Here is a 20,819-nt window from a genome sequence, read left to right as displayed (position 1 = left end):
CAACAGGTAATTACTAAGCGGTAGCTTTCATCGTTACGGGCGCGTGACACCGGCTCTCGCACCCCAGGTGAGAAACGGTCAATTTCCTGGTAAGTGTCCCCACTCGTCCGTAAACCCGAGGCCGCCGCCGTCCCTCTCCAGATACATGAGCCTCACCGGGACTTCGTTCCTCTACACGCTGATCGCGCTGGCCGTCGTCGCCCTCGCGCTGCCGCTCGCGCTCTGGTCGCGGATGCGGGGACCCCGGGCCCTGCGCGCCGCGGCCCGGGTGCTGATGCTGGTGTTCGCGCAGGGCACGGCGGTCGCGCTGGTCTTCGTGCTGGTCAACAACCAGAACAGCCTCTACGACAACTGGGGTGACCTCCTCGGCACGGGCAACCACGTCCAGCAGGCCGCCGACCTGGGCACCGACGGAACCGGCGGGATCGCGCTGGACCGGCTGCCCAAGGTCCGGCAGAGGTTCACGGAGACCGACGGCGTGCGCGTCACCCAGCTCAAGGGCCGGGTGTCGGGCGTGAACGCCGAGGTCTACGTCTGGCTGCCGCCCCAGTACAGCCGACCCACCTACCGGCACCACAAGTTCCCGGTCGTCGAGCTGCTGTCGGGCTATCCCGGCTCGGCGAAGGCCTGGTTCGCGTCCCTGCACGCCGACAGACAGCTGCGGCCACTGATGCGGGGCGGCGAGGTCGCGCCGTTCATCCTGGTCGCCCCGCGCACCAACCTGCTGGCCGGCGTGGACCCGGGCTGCGCCAACATCACGGGCACGGTGAACGCGGACAGCTGGCTCAGCGTGGACGTGCCGAACATGGTCATGGACAACTTCCGCACCGAACCCGCACCGGCGGGCTGGGCGGTGGCCGGGTACTCCGCGGGCGCGCACTGCGCGGCGAAGCTCGCCGTCGCGCACCCCGACCGCTACCGGGCCGCGGTCAGCCTGTCGGGCTACAACGACCCCGTCGGCGAACGCAGCTCGCTGGCCGCGCAGAACCCCGTCCTGCGCAACGCGAACAACCCCTACCTGCTGCTCCGCGAGGCCCGCACCCCGCCCCCGGTCGCGCTCTACCTCTCCGGCCAGCCGCACGACGGCTACGAGGACGCCGTGGCCCTCGAACAGATCGCGAAGGCGCCGACGAGCGTGCACGTCGTCTACATCCCGAAGAGCGCGGGCGGCCACACCATGGCGCTGTGGCGACCGCAGGTGGTGCCCGCCTTCCGCTGGCTGACCGAACAGCTGGGCCTCGGCACCGCTACTCCTCCCGTACGGTCGAGCGCCGGTTCCACGCACGCGGCGCTCGCCAGTGGAACCGCATCGCGAGCAGCCGCAGGACGAACGCGGTGACGACCGCGAGCGCGCTGGTGAGCGGGGTGAGGGCGTCGTAGTGGATGCACAGGACGACCATGGTGGCGCCGACCATCGCCGGGACCGCGTACAGGTCGCGGTCCCAGCGCAGCAGCGAGGGCACCTCGTTGGCGAGCACGTCCCGCAGCACACCGCCGCCGACCGCGGTGGCGAGGCCGAGGGCCGCCGACTGGGCCAGGCCGAGGCCGTACTCGTAGGCCTTCGTCGTGCCGGCGACGCAGAACAGGCCGAGGCCGGCCGCGTCGAAGACGTTCACGCCGGCCTGGATGCGCTCCACGTGCGGGTGCAGGAAGAAGACCAGGAGGGCGGCGAGCAGCGGGGTGGTGAAGTACCCGAGGTCCGTGAAGGCGGCGGGCGGTACGGCCCCGATGATCAGGTCGCGGAACAGCCCGCCGCCCAGCGCGGTGACCTCGGCGAGGACGGCGATGCCGAAGACGTCGAAGTTCTTGCGCACGGCCAGCAGGGCGCCGGAGATGGCGAAGACGAAGATGCCGATCAGGTCGAGCGTGTGCTGGACGGACGGGCTGAACAGTTGCTGAAGCACCCCTACATTCTTACCCGACAGCGAGCCCCCGCCTTCCAAACGAAGGCGGGGGCTCGCTGATCGGGCAGGTTCTACTTGTCCCTGGAGGGAGTCTCACCCTCCGCAGGAGTCTCCGCGGGGGTCTCCGCGGGCGCCTCGGCGGCGGCCTCGACCTCCGCCGCCACCGCCGCCGACGTCTCCGCCGACTCCGCCAGCACCTCGTCCGCGACCAGCTCGGCAGCCTCCTTGGCCACGGTCAGCAGCACCGTGTCCTGCGGGGCCTGGTCCGCGAAGTTCTCCGGGTGGTGGCAGGCGACCTGCTGGCCGGGCTTCAGCTCGACGAGCGGCGGCTCGACCGTCGTACAGATCTGCGTCGCCTTCCAGCACCGGGTGTGGAAGCGGCAGCCGCTCGGCGGGGAGATCGGCGAGGGCACGTCGCCCTTGAGCAGGATGCGCTCGCTCTTGGCCGCCCTGCGGCGCGGGTCCGGGATCGGCACCGCCGACATCAGCGCCTTGGTGTACGGGTGCATCGGCGCCTTGTACAGCGAGTCGCGGTCGGAGAGCTCCACGATCTTGCCGAGGTACATCACGGCGATCCGGTCCGACACATGGCGTACGACGGACAGGTCGTGCGCGATGATCACGTACGTCAGGCCCAGCTCCTGCTGGAGGTCGTCCAGCAGGTTCACCACCTGTGCCTGGATCGACACGTCCAGAGCCGAGACCGGCTCGTCCGCCACGACCAGCCTCGGGTTCAGCGCGAGCGCGCGGGCGATGCCGATGCGCTGGCGCTGGCCGCCGGAGAACTCGTGCGGATAGCGGTTGTAGTGCTCGGGGTTGAGGCCGACCACCTCCAGCAGGCGCTGGACCTCCTTCTTGATGCCGCCCTCGGGCTCGACGCCCTGGAGCTTGAAGGGGGCGCCGACGATCGTGCCGATGGTGTGGCGCGGGTTCAGCGAGGAGTACGGGTCCTGGAAGATCATCTGCACGTCGCGGCGCAGCGGACGCATGCCGCCCACGCCGAGATGCGTGATGTCCCTGCCCTCGAACTCGACCTTGCCGGCGGTCGGTTCGAGCAGCCGGGTGATCAGCCGGCCCATCGTGGACTTGCCGCAGCCGGACTCGCCGACGACGCCGAGCGTCTCGCCGGAGCGGACCTCGAAGTCGATGCCGTCGACCGCGTGCACCGCGCCGACCTGACGCTGGAGCAGGCCCTTCTTGATCGGGAAGTGCTTCTTCAGCCCGGTCACCCTCAGCAGGACCTCGCCGGGGGCGGGGTCCTTCGTGAGGGTGGCGCCCTCCTTCTGAGGAGCGTCGCCCTGCGCGGGAATGGTCACCGCTTTCTCGTCGTCACTCACAGCTTCGGCGCAATCTCTTCGGTCCAGATACGCTCCCGCTGCTCCGTGCCCAGGTGGCAGGCGGCCCAGTGCCGGCTGCCCACTTCGGCGAGCTCGGGGCGGACGGTGCGGGTGACGTTGTCCTTCGGGAGGTCCGCGTACGGGCAGCGCGGGTTGAAGGCGCAGCCGGACGGGATGTTGATCAGCGAGGGCGGGGAGCCCTTGACCGGGATCAGGCGCTCCTGCTGCTCGCGGTCCAGGCGCGGCATCGAGCCCAGCAGACCCCAGGTGTAGGGGTGCCGGGGCTCGTAGAACACCTTCTCGGCCGGGCCCCGCTCGACGCAGCGGCCGCCGTACATCACCAGGATGTCGTCGGCCAGTTCGGCGACGACGCCCAGGTCGTGGGTGATGACGATGACCGCGGAGCCGAACTCCTTCTGCAGGTCGCGGATCAGGTCGAGGATCTGCGCCTGGACGGTGACGTCCAGGGCGGTCGTCGGCTCGTCCGCGATCAGCAGCTCGGGGTTGTTGACCAGGGACATCGCGATCATCGCGCGCTGGCGCATACCGCCGGAGAACTCGTGCGGGTAGCTGTCGACCCGCTTGTCCGGCTGCGGGATGCCCACCCGGTCGAGCATCTCGACCGCGCGGCGCTTGGCGGTCTTCTTGTCGACGTCGTGGTGGATCCGGTACGCCTCCACGATCTGCTGGCCGATCGTGTAGTACGGGTGCAGCGCCGACAGCGGATCCTGGAAGATCATCGCCATCTCGCGGCCACGCAGCTTGCGCACGTAGTCCGGGTCGGCGGACAGGAGTTCGGTCCCGTCCAGCCAGATCTCGCCGGAGATCTGCGCCTTGCGCTTGCCGTACTGGCCGGCGGTGTGCAGGCCCATGATGCCGAGCGAGGTCACCGACTTGCCGGAGCCGGACTCGCCCACGATGCCGAGGGTCTTGCCCTTCTCCAGCTGGAAGCTGAGCCCGTCGACGGACTTGACCAGGCCGTCGTCGGTCGGGAAGTGCACCTTCAGGTCGCGCACTTCCAGGAAGGAGGTCGGGGCGGGCGAAGAACTGGTGGGCTCGCCCACGGCCGCTCCGCTCTTGCTGAGTTCGGTCATGTGAGCCTCACTCGGGGGTCGATCACGGCGTACAGGATGTCCACCACGAGGTTGGCGACGAGCACCGCGAGGGATGTGATCAGGGTGACGCCCACGATGATGGGCAGGTCCTGATTGCGGATGGCGTCCAGTACGGCCCGGCCGAGGCCGGGCAGGTTGAACGTGGACTCGGTCAGGATCGCGCCGCCGATGAGGGCGCCGAGGTCCATGCCGAGCATGGTGAGGATCGGCGTCATCGTCGAGCGCATGGCGTGCTTGCCGATGACGGTCTGCTCCTTGAGGCCCTTGGCGCGGGCCGTGCGGATGTAGTCCTCGCCCAGGATCTCCATCATGGTGGCGCGGGTGATCCGGGCGTACATCGCCGCGTAGAGGAACGCCAGGGTGATCCAGGGCAGGATCATGCCGCCGAACCAGCCGCCGAAGCTCTCCTCCAGGGGCACGTACTGCGCGTCGATCCATTTCAGCCCGAAGGCGAAGATCGCCAGGCTGAGCATGCCGGTGAAGTAGATCGGGAGGGAGACACCGCCGAGCGCGATGACCATCGCGCCGCGGTCCCAGATCGTTCCCCGCTTGAGCGCGGAGAGCACACCCGCCGCGACACCGAAGACCAGCCACAGTACGGCGGCACCGAGCGCGAGACCCAGGGTCACCGGGAAGCGGTCGGTCAGCACCGGCCAGACGGCCTGCTCACTGCGGAACGAGTACCCGAAGCACGGTGCCGAGCAGTGGATGGTGTCCCCGCCGCCCGAGTACGTGCGGCCGGCGAAGATGCCCTTGAAGAACTCCCAGACCTGGGCGTAGATCGGGTCGCCGAGACCCAGCTTCTGCCGCACCGCCTCGACGGAGGCCGGGTCGGCCTGCTTGCCCACGAAGCTCGAGGCGATGTCTACCCCCGCCCACTTGGGGACGAGGAAGAAGATGCCGAAGACCACCATGATGATGACCACGAGCATCACTGCGGCGGCGAACAACCGCCTGATGAGGTAAGCGAGCACAGCTCTCGGCCCGCCGCGGACCGTGGGCCACCGGAGGTTGTCCGGTGGCCCACGATCACGCTGCGCCGGCCTTCACCTGCCTTTCGTGCCGTGTGGCGGGTGTGCCGGGACTACTTCGCGGACTTCAGACCGAGGTTGACGAAGTCGTACATACCGCTGTAGCCGTCGGTGGTGTACACGTTCGCCAGGTTGTCCGAGCGCCAGTTGATGAACTTCTCGAAGACGAAGGGGAGGTAGTACGCGCCCTCCATCACCTTGTGGTTGATCTCCGTGGCGATCTTGGTCTTGCCCGCGTCGTCCAGCGTGGTGATGTAGTCGTCGAACAGGCCGTCGATCGTCTTGTCCTTGATCAGAGAGAAGTTGTTGTTACCGCTCTCCAGGATGTACTTGCTGTCCCACAGCGGCATACCGAAGCCCTGGACGGTCGGGAAGTCCGGACCCCAGCCCATGATGATGATGCCGTAGCCCTTCTTCTTCACGTTCTCGGGGCTGCCGATGATGCCGGAGGTCTGCGAACCGTCGAACTGGTCGATCTGGGCGTTGATGCCGATCTTCTTCAGCGACGCCTGCAGGGACTGGGCGGTGGCCACCTCGACCGGCTTGTTGTTGCGGACCGCGATGGTTGTGGAGAAGCCGTTCGGCTTGCCGCAGGCCTTCAGCGCTTCCTTGGCCTTGGTGGCGTTGCCGGACTTGTTGGCACCGGCGATCTCGTACGGGTCGTACTTCTGGCCCTCGGAGCCCGACACGGACGGCGGCAGCATGTTGGTGCCGATGTCACCACCGGCGACGGGGCCACCGCGCGCGGTCTGGAGCGACACGTGGTCGGCACCGTAGATCACGGCCTTGCGGCACTCGGCGTTGTTGAACGGCGCCACGCTCTGCGGGAAGGTCGCGTAACGGATGTAGCCGGAGACCGGGTTGTCCAGGTTGGCCTTGTGCTGCTTCAGGGCGGTGGTGCGGCCCTGCGGCGACATGCCGGTCTGGTTGATGTCGAGGTCCAGGTCACCGTTGAGCAGACGCTGGTCCAGCTGGTTGGCGTCCGAGAAGAACTGGACGGTGATCTTGTCCGGGTAGGCCTTGCGGATCGGGTCCGAGGCCTGCTTCCACTCGGTGTTGCGGACCAGCGTGAGGTCCTTGCCCGGGCTGTACGACTGGAACTTGTACGGGCCGGAGGAGAACGGGTGCAGACCGTACTTGGACTTGGTGTCCTTGTCCTGGCGGACCGGGGACGCGGAGATCAGACCCAGCATCTCCTCGAAGTCCGAGTTGGCGGTCGGCAGCTTGAAGACGACGGTCTTGTCGTCCGGCGTCTCGATCGCCTTCAGACCCAGCTTGTCCGGGGAGGTGTCCTTGTACGGGCCCTTGTACTCGCCCTTCGGGTCGAGCACGTCCTTCAGGTAGACCGGACCGCCGGACAGCACGTCCTGCGCCCACACACGCTCGATGCCGTACTTCACGTCCTTGGACGTGATCGGCTTGCCGTCCTCCCACGTGACGCCGTCACGCAGGGTGTACGTGTAGGTCTTGCCGTCGTCCGTGACCTTGGCGAGACCGGTGGCGAGGTCCGGGGCCAGCTCGGCGCCGGCCTTTCCGGGCTCCGTCTTGTTCGTGACGAGCTGGCGGCTGTAGTAGCGCGCGAAGTTCCACATGAAGCCGTAGTAACCGCGCGTGGTGTCCCACGAGTCGGCATCCTGGGCGCCACCGAACTTCAGCGTGCCGCCCTTCTTGGCGGCAGAGGCCTGGGCGACCTTGTTGTTCGCGGCGTCGAAGCCGGCGGCACCGGTGCTCGAGCCGCCGTTGTCGCCGTCGTCTCCACCGCCGCCGCACGCCGCCGTGGTCAGCAGCGCGGCGACCGCGGCGACAGCGGCAAACGCCTGCTTCCGCCGCCCTGAGGTGCGTTGGGTAGTCACGATCTCGGATCCTCCGGATTTGATGAGAGACCCCGTGTGAGTGCCACGGGACAGTTGGGGTGCTGCGCCTGGACGGTTCGGCGGTTCGGCCGGTTCAACGGGAGGCCTTCGGGTCCAGCGCGTCCCGGACGCCGTCGCCGAAGAGATTGAAGGCCAGCACGGTGATGAAGATCGCCACGCCCGGGACCACCATGTACATGGGGTCGGACTCGTAGTAGTCGATCGCACTCGAGAGCATCTGCCCCCAGGAGGCGGTGGGCGGCTTGACGCCCACGCCCAGGAAGCTGAGCGCCGCCTCGGTGAGGATGTTGGTGGGGATCATCATCGTCGTGTAGACGACGATCGGGGCGACGAGGTTGGGCAGCAGTTCCTTGAACAGGATGTACAGCCGCCCCGCGCCCAGCGATCGGGCGGCCTCCACGTACTCGCGCTCACGCAGCGAGAGTGTCTGGCCGCGCACCACGCGTCCGATGTAGGGCCAGCCGAAGAAGCCGATGACGATGATCATCACGAAGACGCGCACGCTCGAACCGGTGAGCCCCAGCATCTCGTTCGGCATGACGGAGACCAGCGCGATGATGAACAGCAGCTGCGGGAAGGCGAGCAGGCCGTCCATCACCCGGCTGATCACGGAGTCGAGCCAGCCGCCGAAGAACCCGGCGAGGATGCCCAGCACCGTTCCGAGGATCACGGCGACCACGGCGGACAGGAAGCCCACCAGCAGGGAGATCCGGGCGCCGTAGAGGATGCGGGCGAGGATGTCGCGGCCGTTGACCGGCTCTACGCCGAGCAGGTGGTCGCCGCTGATGCCGCCCAGGGAGCCCGTGGGCGTGCCGAAGAGCGGGTCGATGAGGTTCTCGTGGTACTCGTTCGGGTCCTGCCCCAGGAGGCTCGTGATGACCGGGGCGAGCAGCGCGATCACCACCAGGAAGAGAACCACGGCGCCGCCCGTGAGAGCCAGCTTGTCCCGCTTCAGGCGCTCCCAGGCGATCCGGCCCAGGGAACGCCCCTGTACGGCCTTCGCATCGGCGCTGACCAGCGCCGCTTCTTCGGCCGCACTCGGGGCCGCTTCCGCGGTCGGCTCGTGCAATGGTGCCGTCATCTGGCAGGGACCCCTCTCAACCGGCGGTAGCCGGCCCGCACTTGCCGCTGTGGCGGCATTGATTCAGTCCGTCGTACACAGGGACGAAAGGCCCCTGGTGCGGGAGTCTTCAACGCTTTGGCGATCTGTTGCCAGACTTGACGGTGAAAGGATGCATAAACGTGATGCGACCCAGAGGGTTCCGTTATCCGGACGGCGGGTAACGCGGGGCGGACGCAGTCCAGTTGGGGCATTGGGGACACAGGGGTACGATTCACCCAGTTCTACGCGCGAAGACGGGGAAGGCGGGTCCGGCCGCCGGAGCCGGAGAGGAGTTCGGTCAGTAGCCGCCGCGGGCCGGCGGATAGCCGTAACCGGCCACCGGAGCCTGAGCCGAGGAGGGTGCGGGGGCCGGGGCGGACGCCGCATGGGCCTCGCGGTCGTAGAAGGGGCGGGCGCTCGCCCGCATCCACAGCGCCACCGGGTCGTACTCGTCGGACATCGCCACGGTCGACACCGGGAGCCCGTCCGGGACCGCGCCGATCGACTGCTGCATCATCGCGCGCACCGAGTCGACGGCCGGCGGGCTGGTGTCGTACACATCGAGACCGATGGCGAGATACGGCGCCCCGAGCGCGGGCTGCACCCAGGCACGGCGCAGCGCGCGGACGGCGGGGGTGCGGTGGGCGTTGTGCGCGAGCAGGGCGTAGAACTGCGGGATCTCGATGCCGGGCTCGGACAGCCGCAGGGGTCCGGCGGGCTGGCGCTCCAGGCCGGTGGCGATGCGGCGCAGATCCAGCCAGGGGATGCCGACGCCGCCGCCGGGGGCGTGCGGATTCAGCCAGAGGCCGTAGTGGTCGGGGTACAGGGTGCGGGCGACGTCGATTCCGTCGACGACCTCATAGGAGCGGTTCCAGCCGCTGGCCGAGAGTTCCTGGGCCGAGGTCACGCACGGTGCGTAGCCGTACCCGTCGACCTCCATGTTTCCGTACTGGGCGTCCGGGGAGCCCGCCTGACCGTGCCACAGCAGCATCCAGACCTGGCCGGAGGAGGGGGTCGCGAGCGCGCGCAGGAGTGCCTCGTAGGCGTCGTAGCGCCCGGGCGTCACCTGGCGCAGCATGTGCTCGACCTGCCCGGCCGCGATGCCGCTGGCGCTCACCTGTACCGCCCCTTCGTGAAGTTGCCTCGATATGAAACCAGCTTATGTGGCGGCGCCGACAGCAGCCGCCCAAGAGCTCGGGACTTGTTCGCCGTCGGCGGGTGCGAGCGGTGGGGGCCGGTCGCGCCCCGCGGCGGAGCCGCATGTCGACACAGTCCCGCGCCCCTGAATACCTCAGTAGCCGTACTGATAAAAGGGCCGGACCTGCTCGCGCATCCAGTGGCCCACCGGGTCGTCCGCCACGTCCAGGAGGACCAGGTTGACCGGCCAGGGGGCCGGGGCGCGGCCCAGGGCCGCGGCCAGGGCGTCCATGGGGGCCGTGCGCAGGTCGGGGGCGTCCCAGTGGGAGAGCTCCACGCCCACGAACATCACCGGGTTCGCCGTCTCGATGGCGGCCAGGCAGCGGCGGGCCGTGAGGATGACGCCGGTGGCCGCGAACTCGGCCGAGGCCGCGGCGAGGAAGTCGACGGGGTCGTCCTGCCAGTCGGGCTCGTAGAGCTTGACGCGGCCGCCGCTCGCGGGGCCGTCCAGCGGGGTACGGCCGGTGCGGCAGAGGTCGGCCACGGCGGGCGGGGGCAGCGGGACGCCGACCGTGCCGTCCGGGTTCACGGCGATGCCGACCTGCGGGGGCAGCCCGCGGGCGAACTCCACCGCGGGCGCGATGGTGTACGACATGTGCGAGCCGACGACCTGGCGGAACTGCTCCTCGGAGCTGAACACCGGGACGTAGGCCTGGCCGTCGATCTCCAGTGTGGGCAGGTCGAGCGGGCCGCTGTGCGGGCCGCCGCCGCTGGGCAGCGGGATCCACACGAAGCTGCGGCCGAGCACCTCGACGATCCGCCCGCCGGCCCCGGGGATGCCGAGGGAGGCGGAGAGCACCTCCTCCAGCTCGTTGCCGGGCCATCCGCCGTGCGAGTGGGCGTGCGCCTGTGCCGGGAACTCCGAGAAGCCCGCTGGGAGATCCGCCGGGAAGTCCATCTGTTGTCTACCGCCTGCCGAATACCGCTGCTGTGGCTGAAAAGGCTAACGGGTGCGGGCGGGCCGGGAGTCAGCCCGTCACAGCAATCCGGCCCCGGGCCGTGAAACCGACCCGCCTCAGCCCGTGAAGCCGATCCGCGTCAGGACGTTCGCCGCGTCCCGGTCGATCAGGACCGCCGAGCCGCAGCCCGGCGGCAGGTCGCCCTGCTCCACGGAGCTGATCAGGCGGGCGGCCGCGCCGCGGTGGCGCAGGAACGCGTACCGCGAGACGCCGCGGCCGCGTTCGCGCTGGCCGGCCAGGGCCGTGCCGGGGGCGACGTCGAGCAACAGCAGGTGCAGGGTGCCGCCCCGGCGGCGGGCCTCGCGGGCCAGCCAGCCGCGCACCCAGGCCTGCGTACCGCAGTCGTGCACGACGACGCCCTTGCCGGAACGCAGGGCGCGGCGCAGTCCGGCGTAGTGGGCGACGCGGACGAGCGGGCGGTAGACCGCGTACGGCAGGAAGCGGGACAGCCGGCCGTCCCAGCGGTCGCGGGTGTCCTGGGAGTCGATCCGGGTGCCCTTGACGGTGCGCCGCATCAGCGTGGACTTGCCGCTGCCGGGCAGGCCGGTGATCACGACGAGGTCGCGGGGCCCGAAGAGCAGTGCGTGCGGGCTGTGGCCCTCGCGCTCGCGCAGGTCGCGGAGGACGGCTGCCGGGCGCGCTCCACACGCGCCGCGGGCCGGGGCCGAGGGCTGCTCGGGCAGCGCTACGGCCGAGGTCGTGGCGTACGCAGTGGTCCTGTTCACCGTGATCGTCCTCCCCTGGGGTGGGTCACGAGTTTCCCTCCCCGTCGAGTGTAAAGAGAAGGTAATACGCGGTGTCTCGCGTTTTCATGCGCTTACTGCCACAGGCCGGTTACAGATGTGGCCCTGCCACGCGCCGAGGATGCGTGCAATGATGTGCGCGCCAACTGCATACCGGCCGCTTGAATCCGCGCGGGAGAGTCCCCAGCCGTACCTCGCTGGGGCGCCGAAGGAGCAAGTCCCTCCCTTGAATCTCTCAGGTCCCCGTTACCGCGCGGGCGAGGCACATCTGAAAAGCGGGCCGCTGCGACAGTGGCTCCACCCAAGGTGCAAGTCGTGACCACCGTTTCGCGGGGTCACGTCGAACCTCTCAGGTTCCGATGACAGATGGGGAGGAACGACCTCGCCGTCATGCCTTGGGAGACGACCGTCCGATGAGCAGCACCGCACCCCGTCACACCGCCCTCGATGCCCTGCATCGTTCGCTCGGCGCGACGATGACCGACTTCGCCGGCTGGGACATGCCCCTGCGCTACGGCTCCGAACGCGACGAGCACAACGCCGTACGCACCCGCGCCGGGCTCTTCGACCTCTCGCACATGGGCGAGATCACGGTCACCGGGCCGGAAGCCGCGCAGTTCCTGAACTACGCGCTGGTCGGCGACATCGCGGCCGTGAAGGTGGGCCGCGCCCGCTACACGATGATCTGCGCCGCTGACGGCGGAATCCTCGACGACCTGATCGTGTACCGGCTGGCCGAAGACGAGTACATGATCGTTGCCAATGCCTCCAACGCCCAGAACGTCGTGAACGAGCTCAGCAGTCTCGGTGAGGAGTTCGAGGTCGAGGTCCGCGACGACCGCGATCACTACGCGCTGATCGCCGTCCAGGGGCCCGAGTCCCCCGGCATCCTCAAGTCGCTCACCGACGCCGGCATCGACGGCCTCAAGTACTACGCCGGCCTGCCCGGCACCGTCGCCGGCGTCCCCGCGCTCATCGCCCGCACCGGCTACACCGGCGAGGACGGCTTCGAGCTGTTCGTGAAGCCGGAGCACGCCGTCGAGCTGTGGCAGGCCCTGACCAAGGCGGGCGAGGGCGTCGGCCTGGTCCCCTGCGGCCTGTCCTGCCGGGACACGCTGCGTCTGGAGGCGGGCATGCCGCTGTACGGGCACGAGCTGTCGCTGTCGTTGACTCCGTTCGACGCCGGGCTCGGCCGGGTGGTGAAGTTCGAGAAGGAGGGCGACTTCGTGGGCCGCGAGGCGCTGACCGAGGCGGCCGCCCGCGCACAGGCGAACCCTCCGCGCGTCCTCGTCGGCCTGGTCGCCGAGGGGCGTCGGGTCCCGCGCGCCGGGTACGCGGTCGTCGCCGGCGGCGAGGTGATCGGCGAGGTCACCTCCGGCGCGCCCTCCCCCACGCTGGGCAAGCCGATCGCGATGGCGTACGTCGACGCCGCGCACGCGGCGCCGGGCACGCCGGGTGTCGGTGTGGACATCCGGGGCAGCCACGAGCCGTACGAGGTCGTGGCGCTGCCGTTCTACAAGCGCCAGAAGTAGAGACTCAAGCGCCGGAAGTACAGACTTGAACGGTCCGTGCGCGTGACCCTGCGCACATTTCCGCTGCTCACGTGCGTTTCCAGCAGTCCCCCATTCACCAGCACTCCCCCGCGTACAGGAGAATTCAGGCCATGAGCAACCCCCAGCAGCTGCGTTACAGCAAGGAGCACGAGTGGCTGTCGGCCGCCGCGGACGGCGTCTCGACGGTCGGCATCACGGAGCACGCGGCCAACGCGCTCGGCGATGTCGTGTTCGTCCAGCTTCCGGAGGTCGGTGCCACGGTGACCGCGGGCGAGACCTGCGGCGAACTGGAGTCGACCAAGTCGGTCAGCGACCTGTACGCCCCGGTGTCCGGTGAGGTCACCGAGGTCAACGAGGACGTGGTGAACGACCCGTCGCTGGTGAACTCCGCGCCCTTCGAGGGCGGCTGGCTGTTCAAGGTACGCGTCACGGACGAGCCGGCCGACCTGCTCTCCGCCGACGAGTACACCGCCTTTTCCGCCGGCTGAGGAGTCGTACACCCGATGTCCGTTCTGAACACGCCCCTGCACGAGCTCGACCCGGAGATCGCCGCCGCGGTCGACGCCGAGGTGAGCCGCCAGCAGTCCACCCTCGAGATGATCGCCTCCGAGAACTTCGCGCCGGTCGCGGTCATGGAGGCGCAGGGCTCGGTCCTCACCAACAAGTACGCCGAGGGCTACCCGGGTCGCCGCTACTACGGCGGCTGCGAGCACGTCGACGTCGCCGAGCAGATCGCGATCGACCGGGTCAAGGAGCTGTTCGGCGCCGAGTACGCCAACGTCCAGCCCCACTCCGGCGCCTCCGCCAACCAGGCCGCGCTCTTCGCGCTGGCCCAGCCCGGCGACACCATCCTCGGCCTGGACCTCGCCCACGGCGGCCACCTGACCCACGGGATGCGGCTGAACTTCTCCGGCAAGCAGTTCAACGTGGTCGCCTACCACGTCGACGACGCCGGCCTGGTCGACATGGCCGAGGTCGAGCGGCTCGCCAAGGAGCACCGGCCCAAGGTGATCATCGCGGGCTGGTCGGCGTACCCGCGGCAGCTGGACTTCGCCGAGTTCCGCCGGATCGCCGACGAGGTCGAGGCGTACCTGTGGGTCGACATGGCGCACTTCGCGGGTCTGGTCGCGGCGGGCCTGCACCCGAACCCCGTCGAGTACGCCGACGTCGTCACCTCCACCACCCACAAGACGCTGGGCGGCCCGCGCGGCGGCATCATCCTCGCCAGGAAGGACTTCGCGAAGAAGCTCAACTCGTCCGTCTTCCCGGGCTTCCAGGGCGGCCCCCTGGAGCACGTGATCGCGGCCAAGGCGGTGTCCTTCAAAGTCGCGGCGAGCGAGGACTTCAAGGAGCGCCAGCGCCGTACGGTCGAGGGCGCACGGATCCTCGCCGAGCGGCTGACCGCGCCGGACGCCCGCGAAGCCGGGGTCAACGTCCTGTCCGGCGGCACCGACGTGCACCTGATCCTGGTCGACCTGCGCGAGTCCGAGCTGGACGGGCAGCAGGCCGAGGACCGCCTCCACGAGGTCGGCATCACGGTCAACCGCAACGCCGTCCCGAACGACCCGCGTCCGCCGATGGTCACCTCGGGCCTGCGGATCGGTACGCCCGCCCTCGCCACCCGCGGCTTCACGGCCGAGGACTTCGCGGAGGTCGCGGACGTCATCGCCGAGGCGCTCAAGCCGTCCTACGACGTGGAAGCCCTCAAGACCCGGGTGAAGACGCTTGCCGACAAGCACCCTCTGTACCCCGGTCTGAACAAGTAGTTCCTTTTTGTGGCGTGCCCCGCACACTCGACAGTGCGGGGCCCCCGCCCCCTGCACCACCCGTATTGAGGAGTACCCGTGGCCATCTCGGTCTTCGACCTGTTCTCGATCGGCATCGGCCCGTCCAGCTCCCACACGGTCGGCCCGATGCGCGCGTCCCGCATGTTCGCCCGCCGCCTGCGCAACGAGGCCCTGCTGGAGTCGGTCGCGTCCATACGGACCGAGCTCTACGGCTCTCTCGGCGCGACCGGCCACGGGCACGGCACGCCCAAGGCGGTGCTGCTCGGCCTGGAGGGCGACTCGCCGCGCACGGTGGACGTGGAGAAGGCCGACCAACGGGTGGAGGACATCAAGGCGGCGAGGCTGCTGCGGCTCCTCGGCGAGCGCGAGATCGCCTTCGACTTCGACAAGGACCTCGTCCTCCACCGCCGTAAAACCCTGCCCTACCACGCCAACGGCATGACCCTGTGGGCGTACGACGCCTCCGGGGCTGAGCTGCTCACCAAGACGTACTACTCGGTGGGCGGCGGCTTCGTCGTCGACGAGGACGCGATGGGCGCGGACCGCATCAAACTCGACGACACCGTCCTCAAGTACCCCTTCCGCACGGGCGACGAACTGCTGCGCCTGACGCAGGAGACCGGCCTGTCGATCTCCGCGCTGATGCTGGAGAACGAGCGCGCCTGGCGCACGGAGGAGGAGATCCGCGCGGGCCTCCTGGAGATCTGGCGGGTGATGCAGGCGTGCGTCTCGCGCGGCATGGCCCGCGAGGGCATCCTGCCGGGCGGGCTGAAGGTCCGCCGCAGGGCGGCCATGTCGGCACGCCAACTCCGGGCGGAGGGCGACCCGTTGGCGCACGCGATGGAGTGGATCACGCTCTACGCGATGGCGGTGAACGAGGAGAACGCGGCGGGCGGGCGCGTGGTGACCGCGCCGACGAACGGAGCGGCGGGCATCATTCCGGCGGTGCTCCACTACTACCTCAACTTCGTGCCCGGCGCGGACGAGGACGGCGTGGTCCGCTTCATGCTCGCCGCCGGCGCGATCGGCATGCTCTTCAAGGAGAACGCCTCCATCTCCGGCGCCGAGGTCGGCTGCCAGGGCGAGGTCGGCTCGGCCTGCTCGATGGCGGCGGGCGCCCTCGCCGAAGTACTCGGCGGCTCCCCCGAACAGGTCGAGAACGCCGCCGAGATCGGCATGGAACACAACCTCGGCCTCACCTGCGACCCGGTCGGCGGCCTCGTCCAGATCCCGTGCATCGAGCGCAACGGCATGGCCGCGGTGAAGGCGGTCACGGCGGCGCGGATGGCGATGCGCGGGGACGGCACGCACAAGGTGTCGCTGGACAAGGTCATCAAGACGATGAAGGAGACCGGGGCGGACATGTCGGTGAAGTACAAGGAGACGGCCCGGGGCGGGCTGGCGGTGAACATCATCGAGTGCTGACGTCTGGAGACGACGACCACACGTCGGCGTTTCCGTGCCAGGCGCCGATCACCCGTGCCAAGGTGGGACCGCAGGCAACAGCCAACTCCTGTTTCCCCACAGGCACTTCAGGGAGTCCCCATGCTGCGCGGCATAGACGTGAGCGCCTACCAGTCCTCCTCCTACAGCACGGACGGCCTCTCCTTCGTCTTCATCAAGGCGACCGAGGGCCGCTCGTACGTCAACTCGAAACTCGCCGCCCAGACGAAGCGGGCCCGCGACGCCGGCCTGGTCGTCGGCTTCTACCACTTCCTCTGGCCGGGCAACCTCACGGCCCAGGCCGAGTACTTCGTGAAGCATGCCCCTGAGAAGGCGGGCGACATCCTGGCCGTCGACTGGGAGACGACCGGCGACGGCACGCACGCCACCAACGCGGAGAAGGACAGCTTCATCCGCAAAGTGCGGGCGCTGCGGCCGAACAATCGGGTAGTGCTTTACACAAACCGCAACTACTGGCTGACTGTGGACACCACTTCCTACGCGGGCGATGGGCTGTGGATCGCCGACTACGTCACGGCGGGAAAGCCGCGCATCAAGGCGAAGTGGCGCTTCCACCAGTACACCGACGATCCGCTGGACAAGAACGTGGCGGACTTCGCGAGCAAGGCGGCGCTGCGCGAGTGGGCCGAGGGCGCCTGACGGGGAGCCGCGCGTGCCCCTGCGGCCGTTCCGGCCTATCCGCGGAACTCCGGCTTGCGCTCCGGGCTCGCCTCGGCCAGGGCCTTCGCGACGCCGTCGATGCCGGCCCGCAGCCCGTACACCGGGGTGTCCGGCTGCTGGCGCCAGGAGTCGTCGAGGCCGCCCGTGTCGACCGTGTCGAAGCCGAGTGCGTCGATGAGGGCCCGCACCTTGCGCTTCGCCGCCTCGTCGTCGCCCGCGACCGGCAGTGCCAGGCGGTCGGGGGCGCCGGCCGGGCGCGGGCGGTCCAGGATGTCCTGGGCGTAGGTGCCGTTGAAGGCCTTGATCACGGGGTGGTCGAGCTGCCGCTGAGTCCAGCGGCTCTCTGTGAGGCCCTCGTCGTCGATCTCCGCGATCTTGCCGTCGCGCTGGGGATAGTAGTTGCCGGTGTCGACCACCGCGACGCCGTCCGCCGCCTCGTCGAGCAGGCCTGCGGGCAGGTCCGGTACCGCCTTCACGGGGATCGCGACGATGACGATCTCGGCGCCGCGGGCCGCCGCCTCCACCGGTACGGGGCTCGCGCCCGTCTCCTCGGCGAGTGCGGTGAGGGTGTGCGGGCCGCGGGAGTTGGCCACGGAGACGTCGTGGCCGAGGGCGGTGAGCCGACGGGTGAGGTTGCCGCCGATGTTGCCCGCGCCGATGATGCCGATCTTCATGCCGCGCCTCGCCTTTCGCAGGTGTGCCGCGGAGCCTTCGGCTCCGGTTGTCCGGTTCTTCGGACACGGACACCAACCTCCGGGAAGGGCGAGCTGTTCCACACCGCGCCGAACGGGTGGCGGGCGGCGGGCGGCGGGCGGCCTCAGACCCGTACGACGATCTTGCCCGTGTGCCGATTCGACTCCATCAACCGGTGGGCGTCCTGGATCCGGTCGAGGCCGTCGAAGACCTCGGCCACGACCGGGCGGAAGCCGCCGTCGGCCAGTCCGGCGTTCAGGAACGCGGTGGAGCGGCGGCGGCCGCCGGGGGTGCCGGTGAGGGTCATGTTCGCGTACGTGTGGATGGTGAACGGCCAGTTCCAGGGGATCTCGGCGGGGCGGCGGTCCAGCCAGCCGTAGACCAGCACGGATCCGCCCTCGGCGAGTGCGTCGGCGAGCGGGCGGAAGGCGGGGCCGCCGATCGCGTCGAAGATCACCTGGGCGCCCTGGCCACCGGTGAGTCGCCGGACCTCCTTCGCGACGGCCTCCGAGCCGCCGTCCGGCTCCCCCGAGACGATCACTTCCGCCGCGCCCAGATCGAGGAGTTGCCGCCGCTTCTCCTCGGTGCGCGTCGTGGCGAGCGGGATCGCGCCGATGCGGCGCGCCACCTGGATCGCCGCGGTGCCGACCCCGCTGGACGCGCCGGTGATGAGGACGTGGTCGCCGGGCTTCAGGCCCGCGGTTTCCAGCAGGGCGCCGTACGCCGTCGTGTACGTAAGCCAGGCCGCGGCCCCGGTGACGCCGTCCACGGACGCGGGCCGTCGTACGACCGCGGTCTCGGGGAGGACGACCCGCTCCGCATACACGCCCTGCGCGCTCATCTCGATCCCGGGGCCCGTCATCACGGGGTCGCCGACGGCGACTTCGGTGACTCCCTCGCCGACCGCCTCGACGACGCCGGAGGCCTCGTAGCCGAGGCGGGAGGCGGGAAGCGCGGGCTGGTAGTAGTAAGACCCGGCCCGGAAAAGGGCTTCGGCTCGATTCAGTCCCAACGCCTCTATGCGTAGAGCCACTTGGCGCGGACCGGGTTCGGGGACGGGCACGTCCTCGATCTTCAGTACCTCAGGTCCGCCGATCTCATGAAAAAGCACGGTGCGTGCGGTAGTTGGCATACCGAAGACGCTAGGACCCGAGGGCAGGACGATCCATGTCCACCGATCTCGCTTTCCTGTCCGTACGTCTTCCTACTCGACCTCGCGGCTACGGTGAGAACATGGACGTACTCAGCGACGCCGTCGCCGCGATGCGCTCCGGGCGGCCGCACTCCGGGCGCCGGGACTATCACGCCCCCTGGGGCACCCGCTTCGAGCCCTCGGACGGCGCCGGGTTCCATGTCGTGCTGCGCGGGTCGGCGTGGCTGGTCCCGGCGGAGGGCGACCCGGTCGCACTCGGGCCCGGTGACGTGGCCTTCCTGGCGCACGGGCGCGGGCACGCGCTCGCCAGTGGTCCCGACGTGGAGATGGACGTCGTACGGCTGGATCCGGACGGGGCGTGGCCCGAACTGCCGTCCCCCGAACGGGACGCACCCCCGGACACGGTCATGCTCTGCGGCGCCTACCTGCTGGACCGCAGCCGCGCCCACCCCCTGCTCACCGAGCTGCCGGAGGTCGTGCACCTGCCCGCCCGGGTCGGCGCCCATCGCTCGCTGCGGGCGGCCGTGGAACTGCTGGGCGCCGAGTTGGAGGAGGCGCAGCCGGGAGCGGACACCGTCGTCGCCTCACTCCTCGACACCCTGCTGCTGTACATCCTGCGGGCGTGGTGGCAGGGCGAGCGGCACGGCACCGGGCAGCCGACCGGCTGGGCCGCCGCGCTCGCCGACCCGGCCGTCGCGGCGGCGCTGCGCGCGATCCACGGCGACCCGGCCCACTCCTGGACGGTGGAGGAGCTCGGCGCCCGCGGCGGCCTGTCCCGCGCGGCCTTCGCGCGCCGGTTCGCCGCGCTGGTGGGCGAGCCGCCGCTGGCCTACCTCACCTGGTGGCGCATGACGACGGCCGGCCGGTTGCTGCGCACCGACGACCTCCCGCTGCGCCAGGTCGCCCGACGCACCGGCTACACCTCGGAGTTCGCCTTCGCCAAGGCCTTCAAACGGGAGTACGGGGTGGCGCCGGGCCAGTACCGCAGGCAGGCCTCATAACCCGGCAGGCGAAGGGGGGCGCCCATGGGCGCCCCCCTTCGCCACTCGCGCACTCACGTCACTTGCTCAGGTAGGCCCAGAACTCGTCGAACGACAGGACCTTGTCCCCGTCGAGGTCGCGGGACTTGATGATGACCTCGGCGACCGACTCGGTGACGTTCCAGTCGCCCTGCTGGGCCAGGGCGGTCTTGAACTCGGCGGCGGTGATGAAGCCGTCACCGTCAGTGTCGATCCGCTGGAAATGCTTGCGTGCTTCTTCGATGTCCGCCACCGATTCGCCCCTTTTTCTCGTACCTTGCTGTCCCGTTGACGAAGGTCAGATTAACTGCCCGCCCGCGCCTCCAGTGCAGCGACCACCCACGCGAACTCCTCGCGGTGCGCCGCCACCGTCCCGTGGCCGTTCACGATCCCCAGCAACTCCCGGTAACGGGCGACCTTGTCGTTCGTCGTGGACTTCAGGCGCTCGAGTACGTCCGTCAGGTCGGCGTTCCCGAGCAGGTCCCGCAGCACCTGCTCGGCCTCCTGGGACTCGGGGGCCACGCCCCGCTCCCGCGCCCCGGCGCCCAGTTGCACCAGCCGCCGGGCGAACCACAGGGACGCCCCGTCGGGGGTGTCGTGCCCGCGGTCGGCGGCATTGAACTCGGCCGCCTTCCGCATCTGCGCCCGGAACTCCGCGTCCTCCAGCAACTCGGCCAGCTCCACCCACGCGTCCACCTGCTCGGGCGTCGGCTCGTCCGGGAGGTTCGCGGTCGTGGCGCGCATCCGCTCCCGGATCACCGGATCCGCGGTGTCGAGGCCACGGAAGGTCTCCTCGACGAACTCCTCCAGGATCCGGCTCCGCTCTGCCGCCGACAGCCGTGCCAGCTTGTTCATCAACGTCATCTCCTCTGCGGTCGAACCGCGTCGCGCCACGGTCGACAGCACCGCACGGGTCACCTTCAGTGAGCGGATCTGCGCGTCCAGCGCCGCCACGTGCGCGGCAGCGACCTGCGCGACCGTCGTCTCCCCGGCCAGCACCTTGCGTACGTCGTCCAGGCCGAGGCCCAGCTCACGCAGGGTGCGGATCAGCTCCAGGCGGGCGACGGACGCGGCGTCGTACAGCCGGTATCCGCCCGTCGACCGGGTCACCGGGGGCAGGGCGCCCTCGTCCGACCAGTAGCGGATGGTGCGCACGGTCAGCCCGGTCGCCCGGGCCAGCTCGCCGATGGTGAAAAGTCCGGTGCCGTCGTCGATCATGTCTGCGAGT

Annotated in this window: 20 protein-coding genes and 1 riboswitch; of the genes, 7 read left to right on the top strand and 13 right to left on the bottom strand. The window is 69.7% G+C overall.

All coding sequences use genetic code 11. The annotated features are described in order from the left end of the window. Positions 1-145 precede the first annotated feature (145 nt). The gene (locus QFZ76_RS35030; protein ID WP_307677442.1) at positions 146-1,339 is read left to right on the top strand and encodes an esterase family protein; all 1,194 of its coding nucleotides are present in this window, start codon (positions 146-148) and stop codon (positions 1,337-1,339) included. Here QFZ76_RS35030 and QFZ76_RS35025 read toward each other — a convergent pair. The 9 genes from QFZ76_RS35025 to QFZ76_RS34985 all read right to left on the bottom strand — a co-directional run bounded on the left by QFZ76_RS35025 (position 1,248) and on the right by QFZ76_RS34985 (position 11,250). Continuing rightward, positions 1,248-1,904 (bottom strand): trimeric intracellular cation channel family protein, encoded by a 657-nt coding sequence (locus QFZ76_RS35025; protein ID WP_307677441.1) that lies wholly within the window; start codon positions 1,902-1,904, stop codon positions 1,248-1,250. The genes QFZ76_RS35030 and QFZ76_RS35025 overlap by 92 nt on opposite strands. 71 nt (positions 1,905-1,975) lie before the next feature. Next, a complete protein-coding gene (locus QFZ76_RS35020; RefSeq protein ID WP_307677440.1) occupies positions 1,976-3,241 on the bottom strand; it encodes an ABC transporter ATP-binding protein in 1,266 nt (421 codons plus the stop codon). Beyond that, on the bottom strand, positions 3,238-4,335 hold the full coding sequence (locus QFZ76_RS35015) for an ABC transporter ATP-binding protein (protein WP_307677439.1): 1,098 nt from the start codon (positions 4,333-4,335) through the stop codon (positions 3,238-3,240). Before QFZ76_RS35015 ends, QFZ76_RS35020 begins: the two co-directional genes overlap by 4 nt. After that, positions 4,332-5,330 carry an ABC transporter permease gene (locus QFZ76_RS35010; protein ID WP_307677438.1) on the bottom strand — a complete coding sequence of 333 codons (999 nt, stop codon included), beginning with the start codon at positions 5,328-5,330 and terminating at the stop codon, positions 4,332-4,334. Before QFZ76_RS35010 ends, QFZ76_RS35015 begins: the two co-directional genes overlap by 4 nt. A 110-nt stretch (positions 5,331-5,440) precedes the next feature. Next, positions 5,441-7,240, bottom strand: coding sequence for an ABC transporter substrate-binding protein (locus QFZ76_RS35005; RefSeq protein ID WP_307677437.1), 1,800 nt, complete (start codon positions 7,238-7,240; stop codon positions 5,441-5,443). 94 nt (positions 7,241-7,334) lie between these two features. Beyond that, the gene (locus tag QFZ76_RS35000) at positions 7,335-8,342 is read right to left on the bottom strand and encodes an ABC transporter permease (protein ID WP_307677436.1); all 1,008 of its coding nucleotides are present in this window, start codon (positions 8,340-8,342) and stop codon (positions 7,335-7,337) included. Between the two features lie 319 nt (positions 8,343-8,661). After that, a complete protein-coding gene (locus QFZ76_RS34995) occupies positions 8,662-9,480 on the bottom strand; it encodes an enhanced serine sensitivity protein SseB C-terminal domain-containing protein (protein ID WP_307677435.1) in 819 nt (272 codons plus the stop codon). Between the two features lie 174 nt (positions 9,481-9,654). Next, the gene (locus tag QFZ76_RS34990) at positions 9,655-10,458 is read right to left on the bottom strand and encodes an enhanced serine sensitivity protein SseB (RefSeq protein ID WP_307677434.1); all 804 of its coding nucleotides are present in this window, start codon (positions 10,456-10,458) and stop codon (positions 9,655-9,657) included. 117 nt (positions 10,459-10,575) lie between these two features. Further along, complete coding sequence (locus QFZ76_RS34985; RefSeq protein ID WP_307680222.1) at positions 10,576-11,250, bottom strand: AAA family ATPase; 675 nt, start codon at positions 11,248-11,250, stop codon at positions 10,576-10,578. A gap of 174 nt (positions 11,251-11,424) precedes the next feature. Next, a riboswitch (glycine riboswitch) is annotated at positions 11,425-11,524 on the top strand. Positions 11,525-11,675: 151 nt separating this feature from the next. Here QFZ76_RS34985 and gcvT point away from each other — a divergent pair. The 5 genes from gcvT to QFZ76_RS34960 all read left to right on the top strand — a co-directional run bounded on the left by gcvT (position 11,676) and on the right by QFZ76_RS34960 (position 16,705). Then, complete coding sequence (gene gcvT / locus QFZ76_RS34980; protein WP_307677433.1) at positions 11,676-12,794, top strand: glycine cleavage system aminomethyltransferase GcvT; 1,119 nt, start codon at positions 11,676-11,678, stop codon at positions 12,792-12,794. 131 nt (positions 12,795-12,925) lie between these two features. Then, complete coding sequence (gene gcvH / locus QFZ76_RS34975) at positions 12,926-13,303, top strand: glycine cleavage system protein GcvH (RefSeq protein ID WP_307677432.1); 378 nt, start codon at positions 12,926-12,928, stop codon at positions 13,301-13,303. 15 nt (positions 13,304-13,318) lie between these two features. Continuing rightward, positions 13,319-14,581 (top strand): serine hydroxymethyltransferase, encoded by a 1,263-nt coding sequence (gene glyA / locus QFZ76_RS34970; protein WP_307677431.1) that lies wholly within the window; start codon positions 13,319-13,321, stop codon positions 14,579-14,581. Positions 14,582-14,659: 78 nt separating this feature from the next. Then, complete coding sequence (locus QFZ76_RS34965; RefSeq protein ID WP_307677430.1) at positions 14,660-16,027, top strand: L-serine ammonia-lyase; 1,368 nt, start codon at positions 14,660-14,662, stop codon at positions 16,025-16,027. A gap of 120 nt (positions 16,028-16,147) precedes the next feature. Beyond that, positions 16,148-16,705: a glycoside hydrolase family 25 protein gene (locus QFZ76_RS34960; protein WP_307677428.1), complete on the top strand. Its 558-nt coding sequence runs from the start codon at positions 16,148-16,150 to the stop codon at positions 16,703-16,705. 35 nt (positions 16,706-16,740) lie between these two features. Here QFZ76_RS34960 and QFZ76_RS34955 read toward each other — a convergent pair whose 3' ends face one another. Next, the gene (locus QFZ76_RS34955; RefSeq protein WP_307680221.1) at positions 16,741-17,421 is read right to left on the bottom strand and encodes an NADPH-dependent F420 reductase; all 681 of its coding nucleotides are present in this window, start codon (positions 17,419-17,421) and stop codon (positions 16,741-16,743) included. Positions 17,422-17,543: 122 nt separating this feature from the next. Then, entirely contained in the window at positions 17,544-18,551 is a 1,008-nt protein-coding gene (locus QFZ76_RS34950) for a zinc-dependent alcohol dehydrogenase family protein (protein WP_307677427.1), read from the bottom strand. Positions 18,552-18,652: 101 nt separating this feature from the next. Here QFZ76_RS34950 and QFZ76_RS34945 point away from each other — a divergent pair, with 101 nt between their 5' ends. After that, positions 18,653-19,573, top strand: a complete 921-nt coding sequence (locus QFZ76_RS34945) for an AraC family transcriptional regulator (RefSeq protein ID WP_307677426.1) — start codon at positions 18,653-18,655, stop codon at positions 19,571-19,573. 58 nt (positions 19,574-19,631) lie between these two features. Here QFZ76_RS34945 and QFZ76_RS34940 read toward each other — a convergent pair whose 3' ends face one another. Together QFZ76_RS34940 and QFZ76_RS34935 are read right to left on the bottom strand one after the other, a co-directional pair. After that, entirely contained in the window at positions 19,632-19,844 is a 213-nt protein-coding gene (locus QFZ76_RS34940; RefSeq protein WP_307677425.1) for an EF-hand domain-containing protein, read from the bottom strand. 50 nt (positions 19,845-19,894) lie between these two features. Further along, positions 19,895-20,809 carry a MerR family transcriptional regulator gene (locus tag QFZ76_RS34935; RefSeq protein ID WP_307677424.1) on the bottom strand — a complete coding sequence of 305 codons (915 nt, stop codon included), beginning with the start codon at positions 20,807-20,809 and terminating at the stop codon, positions 19,895-19,897. Between the last annotated feature and the right edge of the window lie 10 nt (positions 20,810-20,819).

The organism is Streptomyces sp. V4I2 (genome assembly GCF_030817655.1).
Classification (GTDB): domain Bacteria; phylum Actinomycetota; class Actinomycetes; order Streptomycetales; family Streptomycetaceae; genus Streptomyces; species Streptomyces plumbiresistens.
Note: the sequence above shows the minus strand (reverse complement) of the source record. Positions and strands in the feature narration are given on the sequence as shown.

Excerpts from the sequence above, each read along its gene's own strand:
- QFZ76_RS35030 (WP_307677442.1), top strand. The coding sequence starts at position 146 with ATGAGCCTCACCGGGACTTCGTTCCTCTACACGCTGATCGCGCTGGCC.
- QFZ76_RS35015 (WP_307677439.1), bottom strand. The coding sequence starts at position 4,335 with ATGACCGAACTCAGCAAGAGCGGAGCGGCCGTGGGCGAGCCCACCAGT.
- QFZ76_RS35000 (WP_307677436.1), bottom strand. The coding sequence starts at position 8,342 with ATGACGGCACCATTGCACGAGCCGACCGCGGAAGCGGCCCCGAGTGCG.
- QFZ76_RS34990 (WP_307677434.1), bottom strand. The coding sequence starts at position 10,458 with ATGGACTTCCCGGCGGATCTCCCAGCGGGCTTCTCGGAGTTCCCGGCA.
- gcvT (WP_307677433.1), top strand. The coding sequence starts at position 11,676 with ATGAGCAGCACCGCACCCCGTCACACCGCCCTCGATGCCCTGCATCGT.
- gcvH (WP_307677432.1), top strand. The coding sequence starts at position 12,926 with ATGAGCAACCCCCAGCAGCTGCGTTACAGCAAGGAGCACGAGTGGCTG.
- glyA (WP_307677431.1), top strand. The coding sequence starts at position 13,319 with ATGTCCGTTCTGAACACGCCCCTGCACGAGCTCGACCCGGAGATCGCC.
- QFZ76_RS34960 (WP_307677428.1), top strand. The coding sequence starts at position 16,148 with ATGCTGCGCGGCATAGACGTGAGCGCCTACCAGTCCTCCTCCTACAGC.
- QFZ76_RS34950 (WP_307677427.1), bottom strand. The coding sequence starts at position 18,551 with ATGCCAACTACCGCACGCACCGTGCTTTTTCATGAGATCGGCGGACCT.
- QFZ76_RS34945 (WP_307677426.1), top strand. The coding sequence starts at position 18,653 with ATGGACGTACTCAGCGACGCCGTCGCCGCGATGCGCTCCGGGCGGCCG.
- QFZ76_RS34935 (WP_307677424.1), bottom strand. The coding sequence starts at position 20,809 with ATGATCGACGACGGCACCGGACTTTTCACCATCGGCGAGCTGGCCCGG.